At 34.1% G+C, this 17,070-nt stretch carries 20 protein-coding genes; 17 read left to right on the top strand and 3 right to left on the bottom strand.

The features are described 5' to 3' along the window. From ffh to DES36_RS02760, 10 genes are all read left to right on the top strand, one after another. Complete coding sequence (gene ffh / locus DES36_RS02805; RefSeq protein WP_113919707.1) at positions 1-1,338, top strand: signal recognition particle protein; 1,338 nt, start codon at positions 1-3, stop codon at positions 1,336-1,338. A 138-nt stretch (positions 1,339-1,476) separates the two neighbouring features. Further along, a complete protein-coding gene (rpsP, locus tag DES36_RS02800) occupies positions 1,477-1,719 on the top strand; it encodes a 30S ribosomal protein S16 (protein ID WP_113919706.1) in 243 nt (80 codons plus the stop codon). Between the two features lie 21 nt (positions 1,720-1,740). After that, positions 1,741-1,977, top strand: coding sequence for a KH domain-containing protein (locus DES36_RS02795; RefSeq protein ID WP_113919705.1), 237 nt, complete (start codon positions 1,741-1,743; stop codon positions 1,975-1,977). Positions 1,978-2,256: 279 nt separating this feature from the next. Continuing rightward, complete coding sequence (rimM, locus tag DES36_RS02790; protein ID WP_113919704.1) at positions 2,257-2,763, top strand: ribosome maturation factor RimM; 507 nt, start codon at positions 2,257-2,259, stop codon at positions 2,761-2,763. After that, on the top strand, positions 2,760-3,452 hold the full coding sequence (gene trmD, locus DES36_RS02785; protein ID WP_113919703.1) for a tRNA (guanosine(37)-N1)-methyltransferase TrmD: 693 nt from the start codon (positions 2,760-2,762) through the stop codon (positions 3,450-3,452). Before rimM ends, trmD begins: the two co-directional genes overlap by 4 nt. 141 nt (positions 3,453-3,593) lie before the next feature. Continuing rightward, on the top strand, positions 3,594-3,935 hold the full coding sequence (gene rplS / locus DES36_RS02780; RefSeq protein WP_113919702.1) for a 50S ribosomal protein L19: 342 nt from the start codon (positions 3,594-3,596) through the stop codon (positions 3,933-3,935). Positions 3,936-4,237: 302 nt separating this feature from the next. Further along, a complete protein-coding gene (gene lepB / locus DES36_RS02775) occupies positions 4,238-4,768 on the top strand; it encodes a signal peptidase I (RefSeq protein WP_242981680.1) in 531 nt (176 codons plus the stop codon). 245 nt (positions 4,769-5,013) lie between these two features. Continuing rightward, on the top strand, positions 5,014-5,859 hold the full coding sequence (gene ylqF / locus DES36_RS02770; protein WP_113919700.1) for a ribosome biogenesis GTPase YlqF: 846 nt from the start codon (positions 5,014-5,016) through the stop codon (positions 5,857-5,859). 171 nt (positions 5,860-6,030) lie between these two features. Further along, positions 6,031-6,813: a ribonuclease HII gene (locus DES36_RS02765; RefSeq protein ID WP_113919699.1), complete on the top strand. Its 783-nt coding sequence runs from the start codon at positions 6,031-6,033 to the stop codon at positions 6,811-6,813. 165 nt (positions 6,814-6,978) lie between these two features. Continuing rightward, positions 6,979-7,356, top strand: a complete 378-nt coding sequence (locus DES36_RS02760; RefSeq protein WP_113919698.1) for a YraN family protein — start codon at positions 6,979-6,981, stop codon at positions 7,354-7,356. A 166-nt stretch (positions 7,357-7,522) separates the two neighbouring features. Here DES36_RS02760 and DES36_RS02755 read toward each other — a convergent pair whose 3' ends face one another. After that, on the bottom strand, positions 7,523-8,497 hold the full coding sequence (locus DES36_RS02755) for a uroporphyrinogen decarboxylase family protein (protein WP_113919697.1): 975 nt from the start codon (positions 8,495-8,497) through the stop codon (positions 7,523-7,525). 353 nt (positions 8,498-8,850) lie between these two features. Further along, entirely contained in the window at positions 8,851-9,930 is a 1,080-nt protein-coding gene (locus DES36_RS02750; protein ID WP_113919696.1) for a hypothetical protein, read from the bottom strand. Between the two features lie 372 nt (positions 9,931-10,302). Between DES36_RS02750 and DES36_RS14725 the strand changes: the two genes are divergently transcribed. The 4 genes from DES36_RS14725 (at position 10,303) to DES36_RS02735 (ending at position 13,002) form a co-directional block, all read left to right on the top strand. After that, positions 10,303-10,455 carry a CPC_1213 family protein gene (locus tag DES36_RS14725; protein WP_170128150.1) on the top strand — a complete coding sequence of 51 codons (153 nt, stop codon included), beginning with the start codon at positions 10,303-10,305 and terminating at the stop codon, positions 10,453-10,455. An 8-nt stretch (positions 10,456-10,463) separates the two neighbouring features. Continuing rightward, positions 10,464-11,060: an HDIG domain-containing metalloprotein gene (locus DES36_RS02745; protein WP_242981679.1), complete on the top strand. Its 597-nt coding sequence runs from the start codon at positions 10,464-10,466 to the stop codon at positions 11,058-11,060. A gap of 314 nt (positions 11,061-11,374) precedes the next feature. Next, positions 11,375-12,007, top strand: a complete 633-nt coding sequence (locus DES36_RS02740) for a Fe-Mn family superoxide dismutase (protein ID WP_113919694.1) — start codon at positions 11,375-11,377, stop codon at positions 12,005-12,007. 164 nt (positions 12,008-12,171) lie between these two features. Beyond that, positions 12,172-13,002 (top strand): undecaprenyl-diphosphate phosphatase, encoded by an 831-nt coding sequence (locus tag DES36_RS02735; RefSeq protein ID WP_113919693.1) that lies wholly within the window; start codon positions 12,172-12,174, stop codon positions 13,000-13,002. 124 nt (positions 13,003-13,126) lie between these two features. On the opposite strand, the gene DES36_RS02730 is transcribed toward DES36_RS02735, so the two are convergent. Next, positions 13,127-13,507: a zinc ribbon domain-containing protein gene (locus tag DES36_RS02730; protein WP_113919692.1), complete on the bottom strand. Its 381-nt coding sequence runs from the start codon at positions 13,505-13,507 to the stop codon at positions 13,127-13,129. Between the two features lie 169 nt (positions 13,508-13,676). Between DES36_RS02730 and DES36_RS02725 the strand changes: the two genes are divergently transcribed. The 3 genes from DES36_RS02725 (at position 13,677) to DES36_RS02715 (ending at position 17,043) form a co-directional block, all read left to right on the top strand. Then, positions 13,677-14,810, top strand: a complete 1,134-nt coding sequence (locus DES36_RS02725) for a CdaR family transcriptional regulator (RefSeq protein ID WP_170128149.1) — start codon at positions 13,677-13,679, stop codon at positions 14,808-14,810. Positions 14,811-15,026: 216 nt separating this feature from the next. Next, positions 15,027-15,815 (top strand): electron transfer flavoprotein subunit beta/FixA family protein, encoded by a 789-nt coding sequence (locus DES36_RS02720; protein ID WP_113919690.1) that lies wholly within the window; start codon positions 15,027-15,029, stop codon positions 15,813-15,815. A 10-nt stretch (positions 15,816-15,825) separates the two neighbouring features. Next, positions 15,826-17,043, top strand: coding sequence for an electron transfer flavoprotein subunit alpha/FixB family protein (locus tag DES36_RS02715; RefSeq protein ID WP_113919689.1), 1,218 nt, complete (start codon positions 15,826-15,828; stop codon positions 17,041-17,043). The last annotated feature ends 27 nt before the right edge of the window (positions 17,044-17,070 follow it).

Raw genomic sequence — 17,070 nt, 5'->3', positions numbered from 1 at the left:
ATGATATTTGATGGTTTAAGTAATAAACTCCAAGATACATTTAAGAAACTCAGAGGAAAAGGAAAGCTTACTGAAAAAGATATAAAGGAAGCTACTAGAGAAATTAAGATTGCCTTACTTGAAGCTGATGTTAATTTTAAAGTCGTAAAAGACTTTATCAAAAAAATTAATGAAAGAGCTGTAGGGGTAGAAGTTTTACAAAGTTTAACTCCAGGCCAGCAAGTTATAAAAATAGTCAATGATGAATTGACTTCTCTTATGGGCAAAGAAAATACAAAATTAGAATTTTCTAAAAAAGGTATTACGCCAATTATGCTTGTAGGATTGCAGGGAGCAGGTAAGACTACTACAGGAGGAAAATTAGCAAATCTATTAAAAGAAAAAGGAAAAAAAGTTTTGCTAGTAGCCTGTGATGTTTATAGACCAGCTGCTATCAAACAACTTCAAGTATTAGGTCAACAAATTAGTGTTGATGTATTTTCTTTAGGAGATAAAGAATCACCTGTTCAAATTGCAAAAAAAGCGATTGAACATGCAGAGCACAATTTATACGATGTAGTCATTGTGGATACAGCAGGTAGACTGCACGTAGATGAACAACTCATGGATGAACTTTACAATATAAAAAATGAAATAGAACCTGTAGAAATCTTATTAAATGTAGATGCTATGACGGGTCAAGATGCAGTAACTGTTGCAGAAAGCTTCAATGAAAAGCTAGACATTACAGGGATTATCATGACGAAGTTAGATGGCGATACACGAGGTGGAGCAGCATTATCTATTACTGCTGTAACAGGTAAACACATAAAATTCGTCGGTATGGGTGAAAAAATCGCTGATTTAGAACCCTTTTATCCAGATCGAATGGCTTCTCGTATACTAGGTATGGGAGATGTGTTGTCATTAATTGAAAAGGCTCAGGCAAACTTTGATGAGCAAAAAGCTTTAGAACTACAAGAGAAAATTCGAAAACAAGAATTTACATTAGTAGATTTTAAAGAGCAAATGCAGCAAATGAAGAGTATGGGATCACTAAGTGATATTCTTCAAATGATGCCTGGTGCTAACACAAAAGCACTACAAGGTTTAGATATGAGTGACAAAGAGCTGGTAAAAACAGAAGCGATTATTGACTCTATGACAGAAGCCGAAAGGTTAAACCCAGATATCATCAATGCCAGCAGAAGAAAAAGGATTGCCCAAGGATCAGGTACTAGAGTACAAGATGTAAATAAACTCTTAAAAGGTTTTGAGCAATCAAGAAAGATGATGAAGCAATTAAGTAGTATGGGTGGCAAAAAAATGAGTAAATTTAAATTACCATTTATGCGATAGCTCAAAGGCTTCATCGTATTATATAAGCCAATAACTAGCGACTAGCGATTAGTAATTAGTAGCTACTTAAGAGGAATAGATGCAAGCTGGTGACGAATGACTTGTGGCTAGCGACTACTTAAAGGAGGTGAACGATACATGGCAGTAAAAATTAGATTAAAGAGAATGGGTGCACATAAAAAACCATTTTATAGAATCGTCGTTGCAGATTCCAGAGCTCCAAGAGACGGAAGATTCATCGAAGAAATTGGTTATTTTAATCCTTTAACGGAACCAGTCCAATTAAAGATTGATTCTGATAAAGCAAAACAATGGTTAGGAAATGGTGCTCAACCATCTGACACAGTAAGAGATTTATTCAAAAAAAATGGCATCATCTAATGAAAGAGGAAGGTGCATCTTTTGAAGGAACTAATTGAAGTTTTGGCAAAATCTTTAGTAGATAATCCACTATCCGTTGTAGTCAACGAAACGGTGGACCAAGATTTAATTGATTTAGAACTTATTGTAGCTCCTGAAGATATGGGCAAAGTTATAGGCAAACAGGGGAGAATAGCTAAGGCTATTCGAACAGTCTTAAAAGCTGCAGCTACAAAAGAAAATAAGCGAGCGACTTTAGAAATTGTCAACAAACCATAAGAAACATGCTTTGCGAGTTTTTCATGGTTACGCGGTAGTCGCCAAATATCTGCAAGCAGTCATTACGCATCCAGAAGACTTCCTCAGCCAAATTGGCAAGCCATATGCCTGAGGAAGTCTATGTCTACTACGACTGAAAGCAGTCGTTTGGCTTATTGCTTCGCGATAATAAAAATAGAGTTAGGCTATGCCTAACTCTATTTTGTAAGTAAAAAAGTGAAAAGCTAAGCAAAATACGGATTGCTTAAGTGTGTCTCTATCAAAAAAGCAGGTGATAATATGAATGAAAAGCTAATCGTAGGAAAAATTGGAGCCCCTCATGGCATAAAAGGCGAAATTAAGGTATTTCCATTGACGGATGATCCTTCAAGATTCGAAGCCCTAAGGAAAGTATATGTAAAATCAAAAGAAGATTATGAAGAATTTGAAATTAGTTCTGTAAAGTATAATGGACCTCATCTTATCCTTAAACTAGAAGAAATTAACGATCGAAATGACGCTGATAGATTAAAGAATAAGTATTTAGAGATTTCTAGAGAAGATGGCATTTCTCTTGAAGAAGATGAGTATTATATTGTAGATTTGATTGGATTAGAGGTCTATGAAGACGGTGTAAAGCTAGGTGTATTAAAAGATGTTATAAGCACTGGTGGAACAGATCTTTATGAAATTCAGACAGAAGAAAAAATCATGCTCGTTCCAGCAGTATCACAATATATTTTAAAAATAGATATGGACAATCGTAGAATAGAAGCAAGTATTCCTGAAGGGCTAAAAGAACTATGAAATTTTTCGTGCTGACATTATTTCCTGAGATGTTTGATAGCTTTTTAAACACCAGTATTTTAAAAAAGAGCATTGACAAAGGCCTCGTTGAAATAGAGCTTATCAATATTCGAGATTTTACTCAAGATAAGCACAACAAGACCGACGACTATCCCTTTGGAGGAGGACCTGGCATGGTCATGACTCCACAACCGTTAGCGAGCTCCATTGAGTATGCGAAAGAAAGATCCAATAATGGAAAAGTCATCTATTTTTCGCCTCATGGTGCAGTACTGAGGCAGAGCATGGTATCTAACTTGGCAAAAGAACAAGATATAATCCTTTTATGTGGTCATTATGAGGGAATTGACTATCGTATTGTCGAAAAATACATTGATTTACAAATCTCTATTGGAGATTATATTGTAACTGGTGGCGAATTGCCTGCTATGGTTTTTATCGACAGCGTTTCTAGATATGTAGAGGGAGTATTAGGAAATGAAGAAAGTGCTGTAGAAGAATCTTTCACCAAGCCTTTACTAGAACATCCACAGTATACTAGACCTAGAGTATTTGAAGATATGGAGGTACCTGAAGTTCTTCTTTCAGGCAATCATGAGAAAATCAAACAATGGAGATTAAGCAAATCCGAAGAAATCACTCAAAATAATAGACCGGATTTATATGAATTGTTTAAAAAAGACCAATAATTCCAGCGTATATTTTGTGAATAATTTAAATAAAAATCCATTGAAAACTATATAGCCTTATGCTATAATTAATCTGTTATCCTGGGCGGTCCGCTATCGAGAATATGATAAGAACGTCTAAGAAAGAAAGGAAGAAAACAAATGAATATCATCGATGTAATTGAAAAAGAACAAATTAAAAACGATATCCCACAATTTAATGTTGGAGATACAGTAAAGGTTCACGCAAAAGTAGTAGAAGGAAAAAGAGAAAGAATTCAAATTTTTGAAGGTGTCGTTTTAAAGAAACAAAACGGTGGCATAAACGAGACTTTTACAGTAAGAAAAATTTCTTATGGTGTTGGTGTAGAGAGAACATTCCCACTACATTCACCAAGAATCGATAAAATCGAAGTAACAAGAAAAGGTAAAGTAAGAAGAGCAAAATTATTCTACTTAAGAGACCGAGTAGGTAAAGCTGCAAAAGTTAAAGAAAGAATATAGGACTGTCTATCAGTCCTTTCTTTGTATTTAAATATGGTTGGACGGAAAAACTTAAAAGTAAAAAGCTGAAAGCGGAACTTTTAAGTTGGAATATTAGTATGTTAGATAGTTCGAAAAAGTAGTTAGTTGGTTTGCAAAGCAATACTTGCCTTCGGGTGAGATAAAAACCCTAGAGCAGTAATCCTAGTCATTTTGAGCGTAGCGAAGAATCTTAGGATCGACCGCGTCAAGCTTTTACTTAGAACTTGCAACATAAAACTTAGAACTAAAGTGCCAAAGGCACTTTCATAGGGGTGATTTGCTTGGAAAGCAAAAAAGAGAAGAGTGAAATTAGAGAGTGGTTGGAGTCTGCGGCTATTGCTGTGGTCTTGGCTTTGATCATCAAATTCTTTTTATTTGAGTTTGTATTAGTTGATGGAGCCTCAATGTTTCCAACTCTTCACGACGGTGATCGCTTAATTGTCAATAAATTGGAGTACCGTCTTAATAATCCACAATTTCAAGATATTATTATATTAGAGTACAATACAGAGAGCACACATATAGAATTTGTAAAGAGAATAATTGGTATGCCTGGAGATACTGTAGCAATTAGGGATTCCATCGTCTATATAAATGGCACACCACTAGAAGAAGATTATATTAATACAGAAGCCTATCCAGACTATCCAGAAGTAATAGTACCAGAAGGATCTTATTTTGTATTAGGAGATAATAGAAATCATAGTAAGGATAGTCGATATGAGGATGTAGGCTTTGTAGAGGAAGATGAAATCGTAGGAAAAGTTGTGTATAGAGTATATCCCTTTGATGATTTTGGAAAGATAAAATAGCGGAATGCTGAATGCTGAAAGTGGAACAGTACAAAGATATAACTATTCACTTAGCTTTTATATATAACTGTTCAGTGTTCCAAATTCATTGTTCACTGCGACGTAAGTCGCTCAGCTTCTGGTCTAGTAATTCTTGAACGCAGCGAAGAATCTTAGGACCACAGGGTCATGCTTTTACTTAGAGCTTACAACATAGAACTTAGAACTAAAGCGCCGTAGGCACTTTATTAAAGAGGTGTAGTACAATGGAAATTCAATGGTATCCAGGTCATATGGCCAAAACCAAGAAAAAAATACAAGAAGAGCTAAAGCTCATCGACGTAGTAATAGAACTATTAGATGCGAGAATACCTATTAGCAGCAAGAATCCAGAGGTAGACAGTATTATTCAAAATAAACGTAAAATTATTTTATTAAATAAAAGTGATTTATCAGACCCAGAAGTAAACAAGCTATGGGCAGATTATTATATAGAGAATAAACAGGATTTTATTTTTACTAATTCTATTACAGGCAAAGGGGTAAGAGAATTAATCAGTGCAATGGAAAGCAAAATGGCTCATGTTTTAGAACGAGATGCCAAAAAAGGCAGAATGAACAGACAAATAAAATGTATGATCTTAGGAATTCCTAATGTAGGCAAATCTACTCTCATTAATAAAATGGCTGGTCGATCTTCTGCTAAAACAGGTAATATTCCTGGTGTGACAAGAGCTAATCAATGGATTAGGGTAAGCAACAAAATACTTCTCTTAGATACTCCGGGGATACTGTGGCCAAAATTTGAAGATACAGAAACTGGTTTAAAACTAGCATGGATAGGATCTATAAAAGATACTATATACGATAGGGAAGGCGCCACACTTCGTTTAATCTCTTTTTTAAGAGAATATTATCCTCAAAACTTGATAGAACGCTACAATATTGAAATAGATTCTGATGATGAGGATATCACCGTTTATGAAAAGATTGCTCAGAAACGAGGCTTTATTCAAAAGGGCAATAATATCGATTACGCAAGAACAGCAGAAATGCTTTTAGATGAGTTGAGAAAGACAAAGATAGGAAAAATTAGTTTTGAACGACCTTAAAGCGCCCTCAATGGGCGCTTTCGTTGTAAGTTCTATGTTATTATAGTAGAAAGTGGAATGTGGAAATAGGATATTTTAATAGAGACGATTCAATGGTTTTACTACTAAATTACGTAGAGAGTTCCGGATTCCACTTTCGACTTTCAGTGATTAATCAAAAGGAGCTAATTCATGAACACAAAAGAAATGAGCATATCTCAAATAAAATCGGAAATTACTAAAGTAAACATCGAAGATTATCCAGAGTACATACTTCTTCTCAAAAGAGATGAGAGGGCTGGTGTTCAGCAAATAGCTATATCTTTAGAAAAGAAATACCAGTCTTATATCAAAGAAAGTATCAGAATTGATCAAATGAAGCAATTTGAAGATAAGTTATATGCGCAAGGTTATGAGTACATTGCGGGTATTGATGAAGTTGGCAGGGGACCTTTAGCTGGACCTGTTGTAAGTTGTGCCGTCGTACTTCCCCAAGATTCACATCTATTATACATTAATGATTCTAAAAAATTATCCATTGCTAAAAGAGAAGCTCTTCATGAGCAAATAAAACGAGAAGCTATTTCTATAGGCGTTGGAATCGTCGATAAGGATATGATTGATGAAGTCAATATTTATGAAGCAACAAAACAGAGCATGAAAGACGCCATCGACAATTCTCAGTTGACTCCTCAAATCGTATTAATCGATGCAATGCATATAGATGGACTTCATATACCTCAAAAGTCTATTATTAAAGGTGATGAAAAATGTTATTCCATTGCTGCAGCTAGTATTGTAGCAAAAGTGACCCGAGATAAAATGATGGATACGTATGACGAGATGTATCCAGAGTATCACTTCAAATCCAACAAAGGCTACGGCACCCAAGAACATATAGACGCCATTCACAAATACGGCACCTGCCCAATTCATAGAATGTCTTTTTTGAATAATATACTAAAAAATGTTTAGATGAGATGATATTTGAGTAAGTAATAAATAATTTGAGCGGAAAGTAGAAAGCTGAAAGCGGAAATAGAACCGAAAAATCGACCCATAAGGAATGCATTAATGCTAGAGACTAAAGACTAGCACTAAGTATCTACTTGAGCGCAAAGCGCTCTATGGGGGGATTTTATGAGTAAAAAACAAAATGTTGTAAAAGGAAGATTTGGAGAAGAAACGAGTGTAGAGTATTTAAAGAGAAAGAGGTATAAAATGTTAGACATCAATTTTCGTTGCAAAATAGGGGAGATTGATATTGTAGCAAAGGACAAATCTACTATCGTATTTGTAGAGGTAAAATCCCGCCAAAGCAATCAGTATGGCTACCCTAGTGAGGCTGTGAACTATCACAAGCAACGTAAAATCTCTAAAGTAGCTCTTTATTATCTGCAAAGCAAAAAATTATTTGATTATGACTACAATATTCGCTTTGACGTAATCGAGATTTTAGATTATCTTGAAGATGTTAAGATCAATCATATTGTAAATGCATTTGAACTAACCTTGTAAAGCTAGTCTTTAGTCCTTAGTTGTCCCTAGCACATGGCTATCCTACGGATAGCATTAAAAGCCACCAGTTTGGTGGCTTTGCTCCATTTTTTACTAATCATTGCGATTTCTGATAGCAAGGTGACCCGAAAGGAATACCTTAATACTAGTGACTAATTGCTAGGGACTATCTTTTATTTATTTTATCGATTTCTGCACTGACAGCATCATAAAGGCCTGGGTATATACTTTCTGGTCCACCCATAACCATAGAAGGGATATAGTATAATGTACCAGATGATGTACAAGCTCTTTTTACATGTTCTGCTACTTCTTCTACAGTCCAATCGGCTTTGTCTAATTGACCATTATCTAAATCACCCATAAAGCTGATTTTTCCGCCGTATTTTTTTACGAGCTCTGGAACATTATTTGTAGTCATGCAACCTTGCCAGATATCAATGCCCATATCAATCATAGAAGGCACTAATGTGGCAGCATAACAATCTGCATGATGGACTACTACTTCAACGCCATTTTCTTTCCAATAACCGTAGATTTTCTTATAAGCAGGGGCTATGAACTCTGCAAACATTTCAGGTGATAAGAATGTGGATTTTTGAGTACCCCAGTCATCATGGTGGAATAGTGCATCTGGTTTAATGTGCTTGATCGTTTCCTTTGCGTAAGCTAGTTCATATTGCGTAATGAAGTCAATTAATTCTTTCATAGCTTCAGGTTCTTCATAGAAGGACATCAATGCATTTTCCATACCCATTAGATAGTGCAATCTTTCAAAAACACCACCGAAATATGTTGCAGTAACAAATTTTTCGTTGCGATCAACGCTATTGGCATGTTCAATGGCTGCCGTCCAAGCTTCGTCTGGATAGTCAACTGAAGGCATTTTAATGATTTCTTTCCATTGTGTTATATCCTCTAAGACAGTATATTCATCTCCATGTACAGGAAATGGACCAGGTTGACCTTCATTCCATCTAATAGTAACACCCCATATATCTTTTCCTTCTTTACCAGGTGTCGTAGGAGCTCCCATTAGAGGAATTTCTACAATGAGTTCCATAAATTCGTATTGATTGACGAAGCGGTCTGGATTTCCACCCTTAATCGTTTCCAATAAATTTTGTTTTGCTGTTAACATATGATCTCCTCCTTAAATATATAATTGCATGATAGAGAGCTGTAATATACAGCTGTAGTACGGCAGTGTTATATGCAATGATGTATTTATAATACCGATACATTAATGAATATAGTAAATAGATTATGAAATATAATTTAAGTATAATTATATTTTAACATCGATTTATTACATTGGTCAAGTGAAATCATATATAAGTTTATAATATTTATTAAAAATAAAATAATGATAAAAATATCGAATTAATATATGTGAGATAAAGGAATGTGCAATGAATTTGGCCAAGTGATATAAATACTAAAAAGCCCGCCGCTTTAGAATATCAGCGAAAGGCTTTTAGAAAGGAGGGACTATTAAGCGTATTGTAAGATTCGTTTTACAATTTCTTTTCGTTTTTCATTTACTGCATTAAAATCCATTGCTGGAATATAGAAAGACTCTAATTTATCGTGGGCAAGTTTAGCCTCATTAACATATTCTATTGATTTTACTATGAGCTCATCAATCATTTTTTTATCATATTCTATTTCTTTTTTATACTTCTGAAGAATTTTAGAATCTACTAATGCATCCAAGTCAATTACGCAGCTAGATTGATCAATGAATTTTACTTTTGTAGTTAATGCAATATTTAATTCAGGTATAATCAAATCTTCGATAATATTTGGAGCTAAAGGGGTATGGTAGGCTTCTACATCATACCCTAGTAAAGTGGCTTTTTTTCCCAAACCTTCTAGTAGCGTATCCCAGCCTGTTCCCCAATTTCCTTTTATATAAGTGATATCATCAATACCATCAAAAACAGTCTCTTGATAATCGATAAATCCTTTAGGAGCGATAGAACTGCCGAATAAATGTCTTGTAAAACCAATTCGGTTCTTTTTATCTACATGTTCAAAAATATTTTTTTGCATACTATCACATAACTGGTAAAACCGATAAGTATCCATACCATCTTCATAGATATCTCTTATATCTTCAATAAATGGTACTATTGCGTTCAAGTACTTGTATGCTCTTCGAAAGCATTTGGTAGTTTCATGATTTATCGCCATAGATTCTGTCTTATGCTTTACTAAATAATCTTCATCTAAATAATCTCCTAAATTGACAATTTCATCTACAGCACCTGGATTATTTGGGTCAATCATATGTGGAGCCGTACCATCTACAATGCCAATATCTAGCTCTTTAATCACTAAAGCGTCTAAAGAATCATTAGAAGAAGAACAGTAGTGTTCTTCTATGGTAAAACCTTTTTTAAGCATTTCATTTCCAATTTTTTTCATAAAAGATGATTTTCCAACTCCTGGTCCACCTTTGAGTATAAAAAAACGATTCGCATCTGGTCTTATTATGTAATCAAAATAAGAAAAAAAACCTTGTGTAGTATTTCCACCTGGAAATAATTTTTTGCATTTATTGTTTTTCATACTAAGCCTCCTATTTTAAATAAACATCATCTTAATAATCATAATATTAGTATTTCCCAAAATGTGTGTTTGAACTTATGAAATAATAAGTAGAAAACTTTTATTTAATAAAAAAAGTTCTGTTTTTTAGTGAGGTTCAATTTTAACGCAACGAATCGCAAGATACAAATATAGAAAGTAGGTTAGTTGGTTTGTTGGCTAGGAAAATCTAAAAATTATATATTTGCTAAAAATGTAGACTAGCACTACATTACAGTGATCATTAGTGACCTAAAAGGTTTTACTTAGAACATAGAACTTAGAACTAATGCGCATACTGTTTTAGTAAATTCAAATACTATTTAGTATAATCACAATAGGAGGTATAAAATTATGGCAGAACATAATAAGAAAAAAGGAAACAAAAAACATAATAAGAAAGATGGTAAATTTCGTTCAAAAAATGTAAAGCATGATCCTCAGGCAGAAAGTGCTCGAGCAGTATTTGGTATGAAAGATGACAACCCACAATTAAAACAAAGATGACAGATTCAATGAATTTTTTCGAAGAAATAGAAGAGCATTTACTAAATGATTCTAAACCATCCGAGTATCTGAATTCAATTAAAGATAATCCAGAGTTTAAAAAGCATCCTTTTGATTATCTTAATAAATTAATTCAAACAGAGCAATCACCTAAATACCATCCAGAAGGAAGTGTTTGGAATCATACTATGTTAGTGATAGATGGAGCAGCTAAAGTAAAAAACAAAAGCAAAAATAAAAGAGCTTTCATGTGGGCAGCCCTCCTTCATGATATCGGAAAGCCAAGTACTACTCGAAAGAGAAAAGGTAAAATCACCTCTTATGATCACGATAAAGTAGGGTCAGAGTTAGCTGAGGAATTTCTATTAGAAGTAGGGCAAGATGAGGAGTTCATCAAAGAGGTAACGGCTTTGGTTCGCTACCATATGCAGATACTCTTCGTACTAAACAATTTACCCTTTGCGGATATTTCATCAATGAAAGACCATGTAGACATAAATGAAATAGCTCTTTTAGGCTACTGTGATCGAATGGGTAGACTTAATGCGGATTCGTCAAAGGAACAAAAGAATATTGAGGAGTTTATTAGAAAAGTGACGATGTAAAAGTCGTTGCTTTTTTGCTGAATGCGGAAAGCTGAAAGCGGAAAAGGGTGGGATGGTTTTTCAGTCGTACGAAGGTTGTTGATTTCTAAGTTGTTTTAGTAGCTACAAGTTTAACTGTCTCTTAAAAGGATTATATCTATTTGAAAAGTAAAAACCATATTCGCTATGGGCGAATTTAATTTCAGCTTTCCACCTTCTGCTTTTAGCTTACTATATTCTATTAACAATTAAAATTAGAGCGAATGCCTTCTATTCACAGTAATCTTCTCATGGAATATACTAATAGAGTAAAGATCTGTTAGGAGGTATTCTTTATGAGTATAGAATCCGTTATAAAACCGAAAATAATATACGAGGCAAAGGCTCTGCCTTATGAATATGATGAATTAGTACCAATTATAACAAAAAGCATGCTAAAAAAGTTTTATTCTGATTATGAAAAATGTGTAAAACATTTAAATGATTCTCAATATACTCTTGCCCAAACGAAAGAAAATTTACAAAACTACCAATTCTTTGATTATTGGGAAGAGGAGATTACAAAAGGAGAATTTCTCCTTTCTTTATATGAAGTTTACTGGTCAATCATGTCTCCATTAGGTTTAGGGGGATATCCGGGAACAAAAACAATCAAACTAATAAAAAAATCATTAGCACATTTTAACCAGTTCAAGGAGCACTTGATCAATGCAGCAGATACTCTTTCTGGATCAGGTTGGAGTGTACTTATGTATTTGCCACAAGTAGGGCAATTAAAGGTTTTTCAAGTAGAAGAGGGAAAATGTTTAGACAACTCCATTATTCCCATTCTATCGTGTTATGTACAGGATGAGGCTGAGTACCCTAATTTATTATATGGAAGACGAGAATATTTAGAAAACTGGTGGAATCTTATTAATTGGTTTGAAGTAGAGAAAAAGATCATTGAATCAATAAAGAAACCTTAAAAAGTATTTATAATTTCTTAAGTAAAATTGCGGATAAGTAAGATAATATTTTTTGTGATTTGTCATAGAGTATTATATAATAAAGTGAAACTTTATTCCGTAAGGTTTTTGTATACCTTACGGAATAGTAATGAAAGGATTATATAATATAAAGGAGACAGATTATGGAATTTATTGAAATCCTAAAAGCCATTATTTTAGGTGTGATTGAAGGCATAACAGAGTGGCTTCCCATTAGTAGCACAGGTCATATGATACTTGCAGATGAATTTATTCAATTAAATATGTCAGCAGAGTTTAAAGAGATGTTTTTTGTAGTTGTTCAATTAGGAGCTATTCTAGCTGTAGTGTTATTGTATTTTAATAAACTAAATCCCTTCTCTTCAAAGAAAACAGCAAGAGAAAAAAATGAAACGTGGACATTATGGTTTAAAGTTGTAGTAGCTTGTTTACCGGCAGCTGTTATTGGTTTGTTGTTTGATGATCTAATCGATGAATTGTTTTATAATTACCAAACAGTGTCTATTACATTGATCGTTTACGGTATATGGTTTATATTAATCGAAAACAAAAATAAGAAAAACTACTACAAACCTGCAATCAACGATTTTTCACAACTTACATACGCTACAGCTTTTAAAATTGGACTGTTTCAATTGTTATCTTTGATTCCAGGAACCTCTAGATCAGGAGCTACGATCATAGGTGGAATGTTAGTAGGAACATCAAGATTTGTAGCTACAGAATTTACCTTTTTCTTGGCCATTCCAGTGATGTTTGGAGCAAGTCTTTTAAAGCTACGTAAGTTCGGATTGGTATTTACAAGCGCAGAGCTAATCATCTTACTGACGGGAACCTTCATATCTTTTCTAGTTTCCATTATAGCGATTAAATTCTTAATAGGCTATATTAAGAGAAATGACTTTAAAGCTTTTGGGTATTATCGAATTGTATTGGGGATTGTGGTTATATTGTATTTTAGTTTGTTGGCGTAATTGGGTTGGTTCGTTGGGCGGTTGGTCGGTTGGACGGGAAAAACCTCAAAAGCTGAATGCTGATAGCGGAAAGGAAAACCGTCTCCCCTTTAGGCGACGATGGTTTTCCTTACCACCTTACCACCTACCTAGCCTTATTCCCACACCGTGGACAGTAATCAAAGGAAGCGTCAATCATATTTCCACAATGAGGGCAACTATTTCTAGTTTGTCCTCTATTATTATCCTCGTAGTGTAATTCATCTGAGTCTACAAAACCATCTGTTCCATCTTCTAGCCTTTTTCCCTTCTCTTTTGATATAGAAAAGACGCTATGGCAACATCTGCTGACTAAAAAATATTTTACTCCCCAACGAAACAAGGGGATAAAAAAGAAATGAAAGTAATTGTATTGTTTTATAAACTTATACATTCCTAGTCTCCCACAATATTTGCAGGTAATATTGTGTATATCTTTAATTTCTTTTGCCTTTGTATCTACTCCCATAATTCCTATAAAAAACATACTTGACCCTTCTTTACTTAAAATGTATACCTTTATTATACCTTATGTGGAAATTCCTGCAATAAAGAGAAACTCAATTCTAAAATCTATAAACGAATTTCAAGCATCTAGCATCCTACTTTTCAAAAGTGATATAGTGATACTAAGAGTAAGTAAAGGAGGAAGGGTCTTGAATAGTGGGAATACATATATATCGGAAAATTACTTGCAAAACATTCTCAATGAGATGAAAGCCGTTGTGGAACAAGACTTGATTTACATGAATACAGATGGGGTCATTATTGCTTCTACAGACAAGTCCCGAAAAGGTCAAGTTCACCGTGGAGGTAAAAAGGTTGCAAAAACGGGGTCTGACTTAATTATTTATAGTGACAATGAATATGAAGGAGCCAAAAAAGGCATTAATATGCCTGTAAAATTAAATAACATCATCGTTGGCGTCATTGGCATTACTGGAAATAGCGACGAAGTCATGAAATACGTGAAGATTATCAAGCGTTTGACAGAGATTCTCATCAAAGAGGGTTACAATAAAGATGTAGAAGACAACGAAATTGAAAGAGATAAATTGATTATGGATGCTCTTCTTTATTCAGAAAGGCAAATAGATAAGAGACAAATTGTTCGCTATGAAAGCTTATATGGAATTAAAAATAAAATTTCTCGCACTGTCATAGCCTCTACTATAGTTGGACACGAAATCAAGAGATTTCATAATAAAGATAAAGTTCTTAGGATTTTTCGATCTGTCATGAAAAATACCAACTGTATAATTTCTTTATCAGGTAACAATATCGTTACGATTATAGACTATAGCTCTAGAGAACACTGTAATGAAATGATTGGTCGCATTAGCAAAGCTGTAAATAAAAAGCTTAACCTCAATATGAGATACGCTATAGGAGATGTCCAGACGGAGCTGAATGCCCTTCGAAATTCCTATTTAAAAGCCATAAGCGCTTTAAAGTGGTCACTACTTATTTCAAAAGAGAAGATTACCTATTACGAAGATTTTGACCTTGAAATTATCTTAAATAATATTTCGCCTAATACTGTAGGAGAATATGTAGGTAAGGTCCTTAATGGTTTAAAGAGGGAAGAATATACAGAGTACTCAATAATTATACGGCTTTATGAAAAACACAATGGATCCATTAAAAAGATATCAGAAGAACTTTATATTCATAAAAATACGCTTCAATACAAAATTAACAAACTATACGAAATAACGGGTTATGATATGAGGAAACTTAGAGACTTTGCAATTTTGAGCATTGCTTTTCAACTAAAGAAGATGGTTTAAAAGGATATTATTTATGTTACGCGTAACAAAATTTTGAAAAAGATAAATGGTCTATAGGCCATTTATCTTTTTTTTATAAACATATAAAATGAGCTTATAAAATGTATATTAATGAAAAAATACAAACTTAGCGCTAGTTTTATTTTTCTCAAAATTTATTAAACGTTTCCATAGAGATTGTATAAACGCAATGAATGAATAAAGGGGAGGGCAAAGATGGATATTACAGTGTGTATTAAACAAGTGCCAAGTACTTCAGAAGTAGAAATTGATCAAGAGACAGGAAATTTAAAGCGAGATGGTGTAGACGCTAAAATTAATCCTTATGATTTATTTGCCATAGAGGGAGCTGTTCAGATTAAAGAACAGACAGGTGCTACAATAAATGTTGTGACTATGGGACCAAATCAAGCTGCAGATATTTTACATGAGGCCTTCACATTAGGTGCTGATCATGGATATTTAATAACGGACAGAAAATGCGCTGGAGCAGATGTACTGGCTACGGCAAAAGCTTTGTCAGAAGGAATAAAGAAAATTGGAAAGGCAGATTTGATCATCTGTGGAAAACAAACTACAGACGGGGATACAGCTCAAGTAGGTGCTGAAATTGCTGAATTATTAGATATTCCTCATGCCAACAATATATTGGCAATCAAGGAAATAAAAAAAGAATCTTTGGTAGTAGATGTAGACATGCCTACTATGATTCAAACCATTGAAATAAAGTTACCTTGCCTCATTTCAGTAGATAAAGACTTAAATCAACCGAGATTACCTTCTTATAAGGTCAAAAAAGCTACAAAGAATAAAGAGATTACGGCCTATGGCGTTTGCGATTTTGAAGATTCAAATGAAATGCACTACGGCATGAATGGTTCCGCTACCCAAGTCATTCGTATATTCCCACCAACTTCAAACAGTAATACGGAAAGCTGGGAAGGAACTTCCGATGAGCTGGCAACAAAAATTGCAGACAAAATTGTAGAGTTAAAAATATTGTAGGAGGGGTATCATGGCAAAAATAGAGATTGTTCAAAAAAGCGAGATTAGTGCCCAAGAGGGAGCAGCAATTCAAGAGATTTGTCCTTTTGGCGCTATAGAATACATTGATGGAAAATTAGATATTAGCGCAGGATGTAAAATGTGCAAAATTTGTACAAAGGAAAAGCCAGAATATTTTACATATGTAGAAGATGAAGAACGAGAAGAAATCGATAAGTCTCTTTGGAATGGAGTTGTAGTCTATGTAGAGCATACATATGGCAAAATACATCCAGTTACTTTTGAACTCTTGGGGAAAGCACGGGAATTAGCAGAAGAGATTAACCATGAAGTAATATGCTTATTTGCAGGTTACAATATTGCCGATAAGGGAGGAGAATTAATTCAATTTGGTGCGGATAGAGTATATATTTACGATGAAAAAGAGTTAGAAGACTATAGAGTAGAACCTTATGCAGCAGTTTTTGAAGACTTTATTAAGCATCAAAAGCCTTCTGTAGTCCTAGTAGGTGGTACAACAGTAGGTAGAAGTTTAGCTCCTAGAGTAGCAGCTAGGTTTAGAACAGGCCTAACTGCAGACTGTACTAGCTTAAGCATCGATGAAAATACGGACTTAGCTCAGATTAGGCCAGCATTTGGTGGAAATATTATGGCTCATATAAAAACTCGAGATAAAAGACCACAATTTGCGACAGTTCGCTATAAGATCTTCTCTGCTATGGAGAAAGACGAGAGAAGAGCAGGCACTATTGAAATTTGTTCTATTTCTAAAGAGTTATTAAAATCTGGAATTACTGTATTAGAAAGCAAAGAAAAACCAAAAGCAAAATACATAGAAGACGCAGAAGTATTAGTCGTAGCAGGTAAAGGCATTCAAAAAGAAGAAGACCTTGCAATAATTTATGAGCTAGCAGATCAATTAGGGGCTATGGTAGCAAGTACTAGACCATTAATAGAAGCTGGCTGGACCGATCCAAAAGTGCAAATTGGTCTTTCAGGTAGAACAGTAAAACCAAAATTAATTATTACTTGTGGTGTCAGCGGTTCTGTTCAATTTATAGCAGGAATGAAGAATTCAGAGCAAATCATTGCTATAAACACCGATCCTAATGCACCAATCTTCAATATAGCTAATTATTCTGTTGTTGGGGATATTTATGAAGTCATACCAAAATTACTAGAAAAATTGAAATTAGAAAAAAGGGAAAAAATAGAAGTATTTGTATAAGTAAAGAATTTTAAAGCTTAGAGTTTG

The organism is Alkalibaculum bacchi, assembly GCF_003317055.1.
GTDB classification, from domain to species: Bacteria; Bacillota; Clostridia; order Eubacteriales; family Alkalibacteraceae; genus Alkalibaculum; species Alkalibaculum bacchi.
Note: the sequence above shows the minus strand (reverse complement) of the source record. Positions and strands in the feature narration are given on the sequence as shown.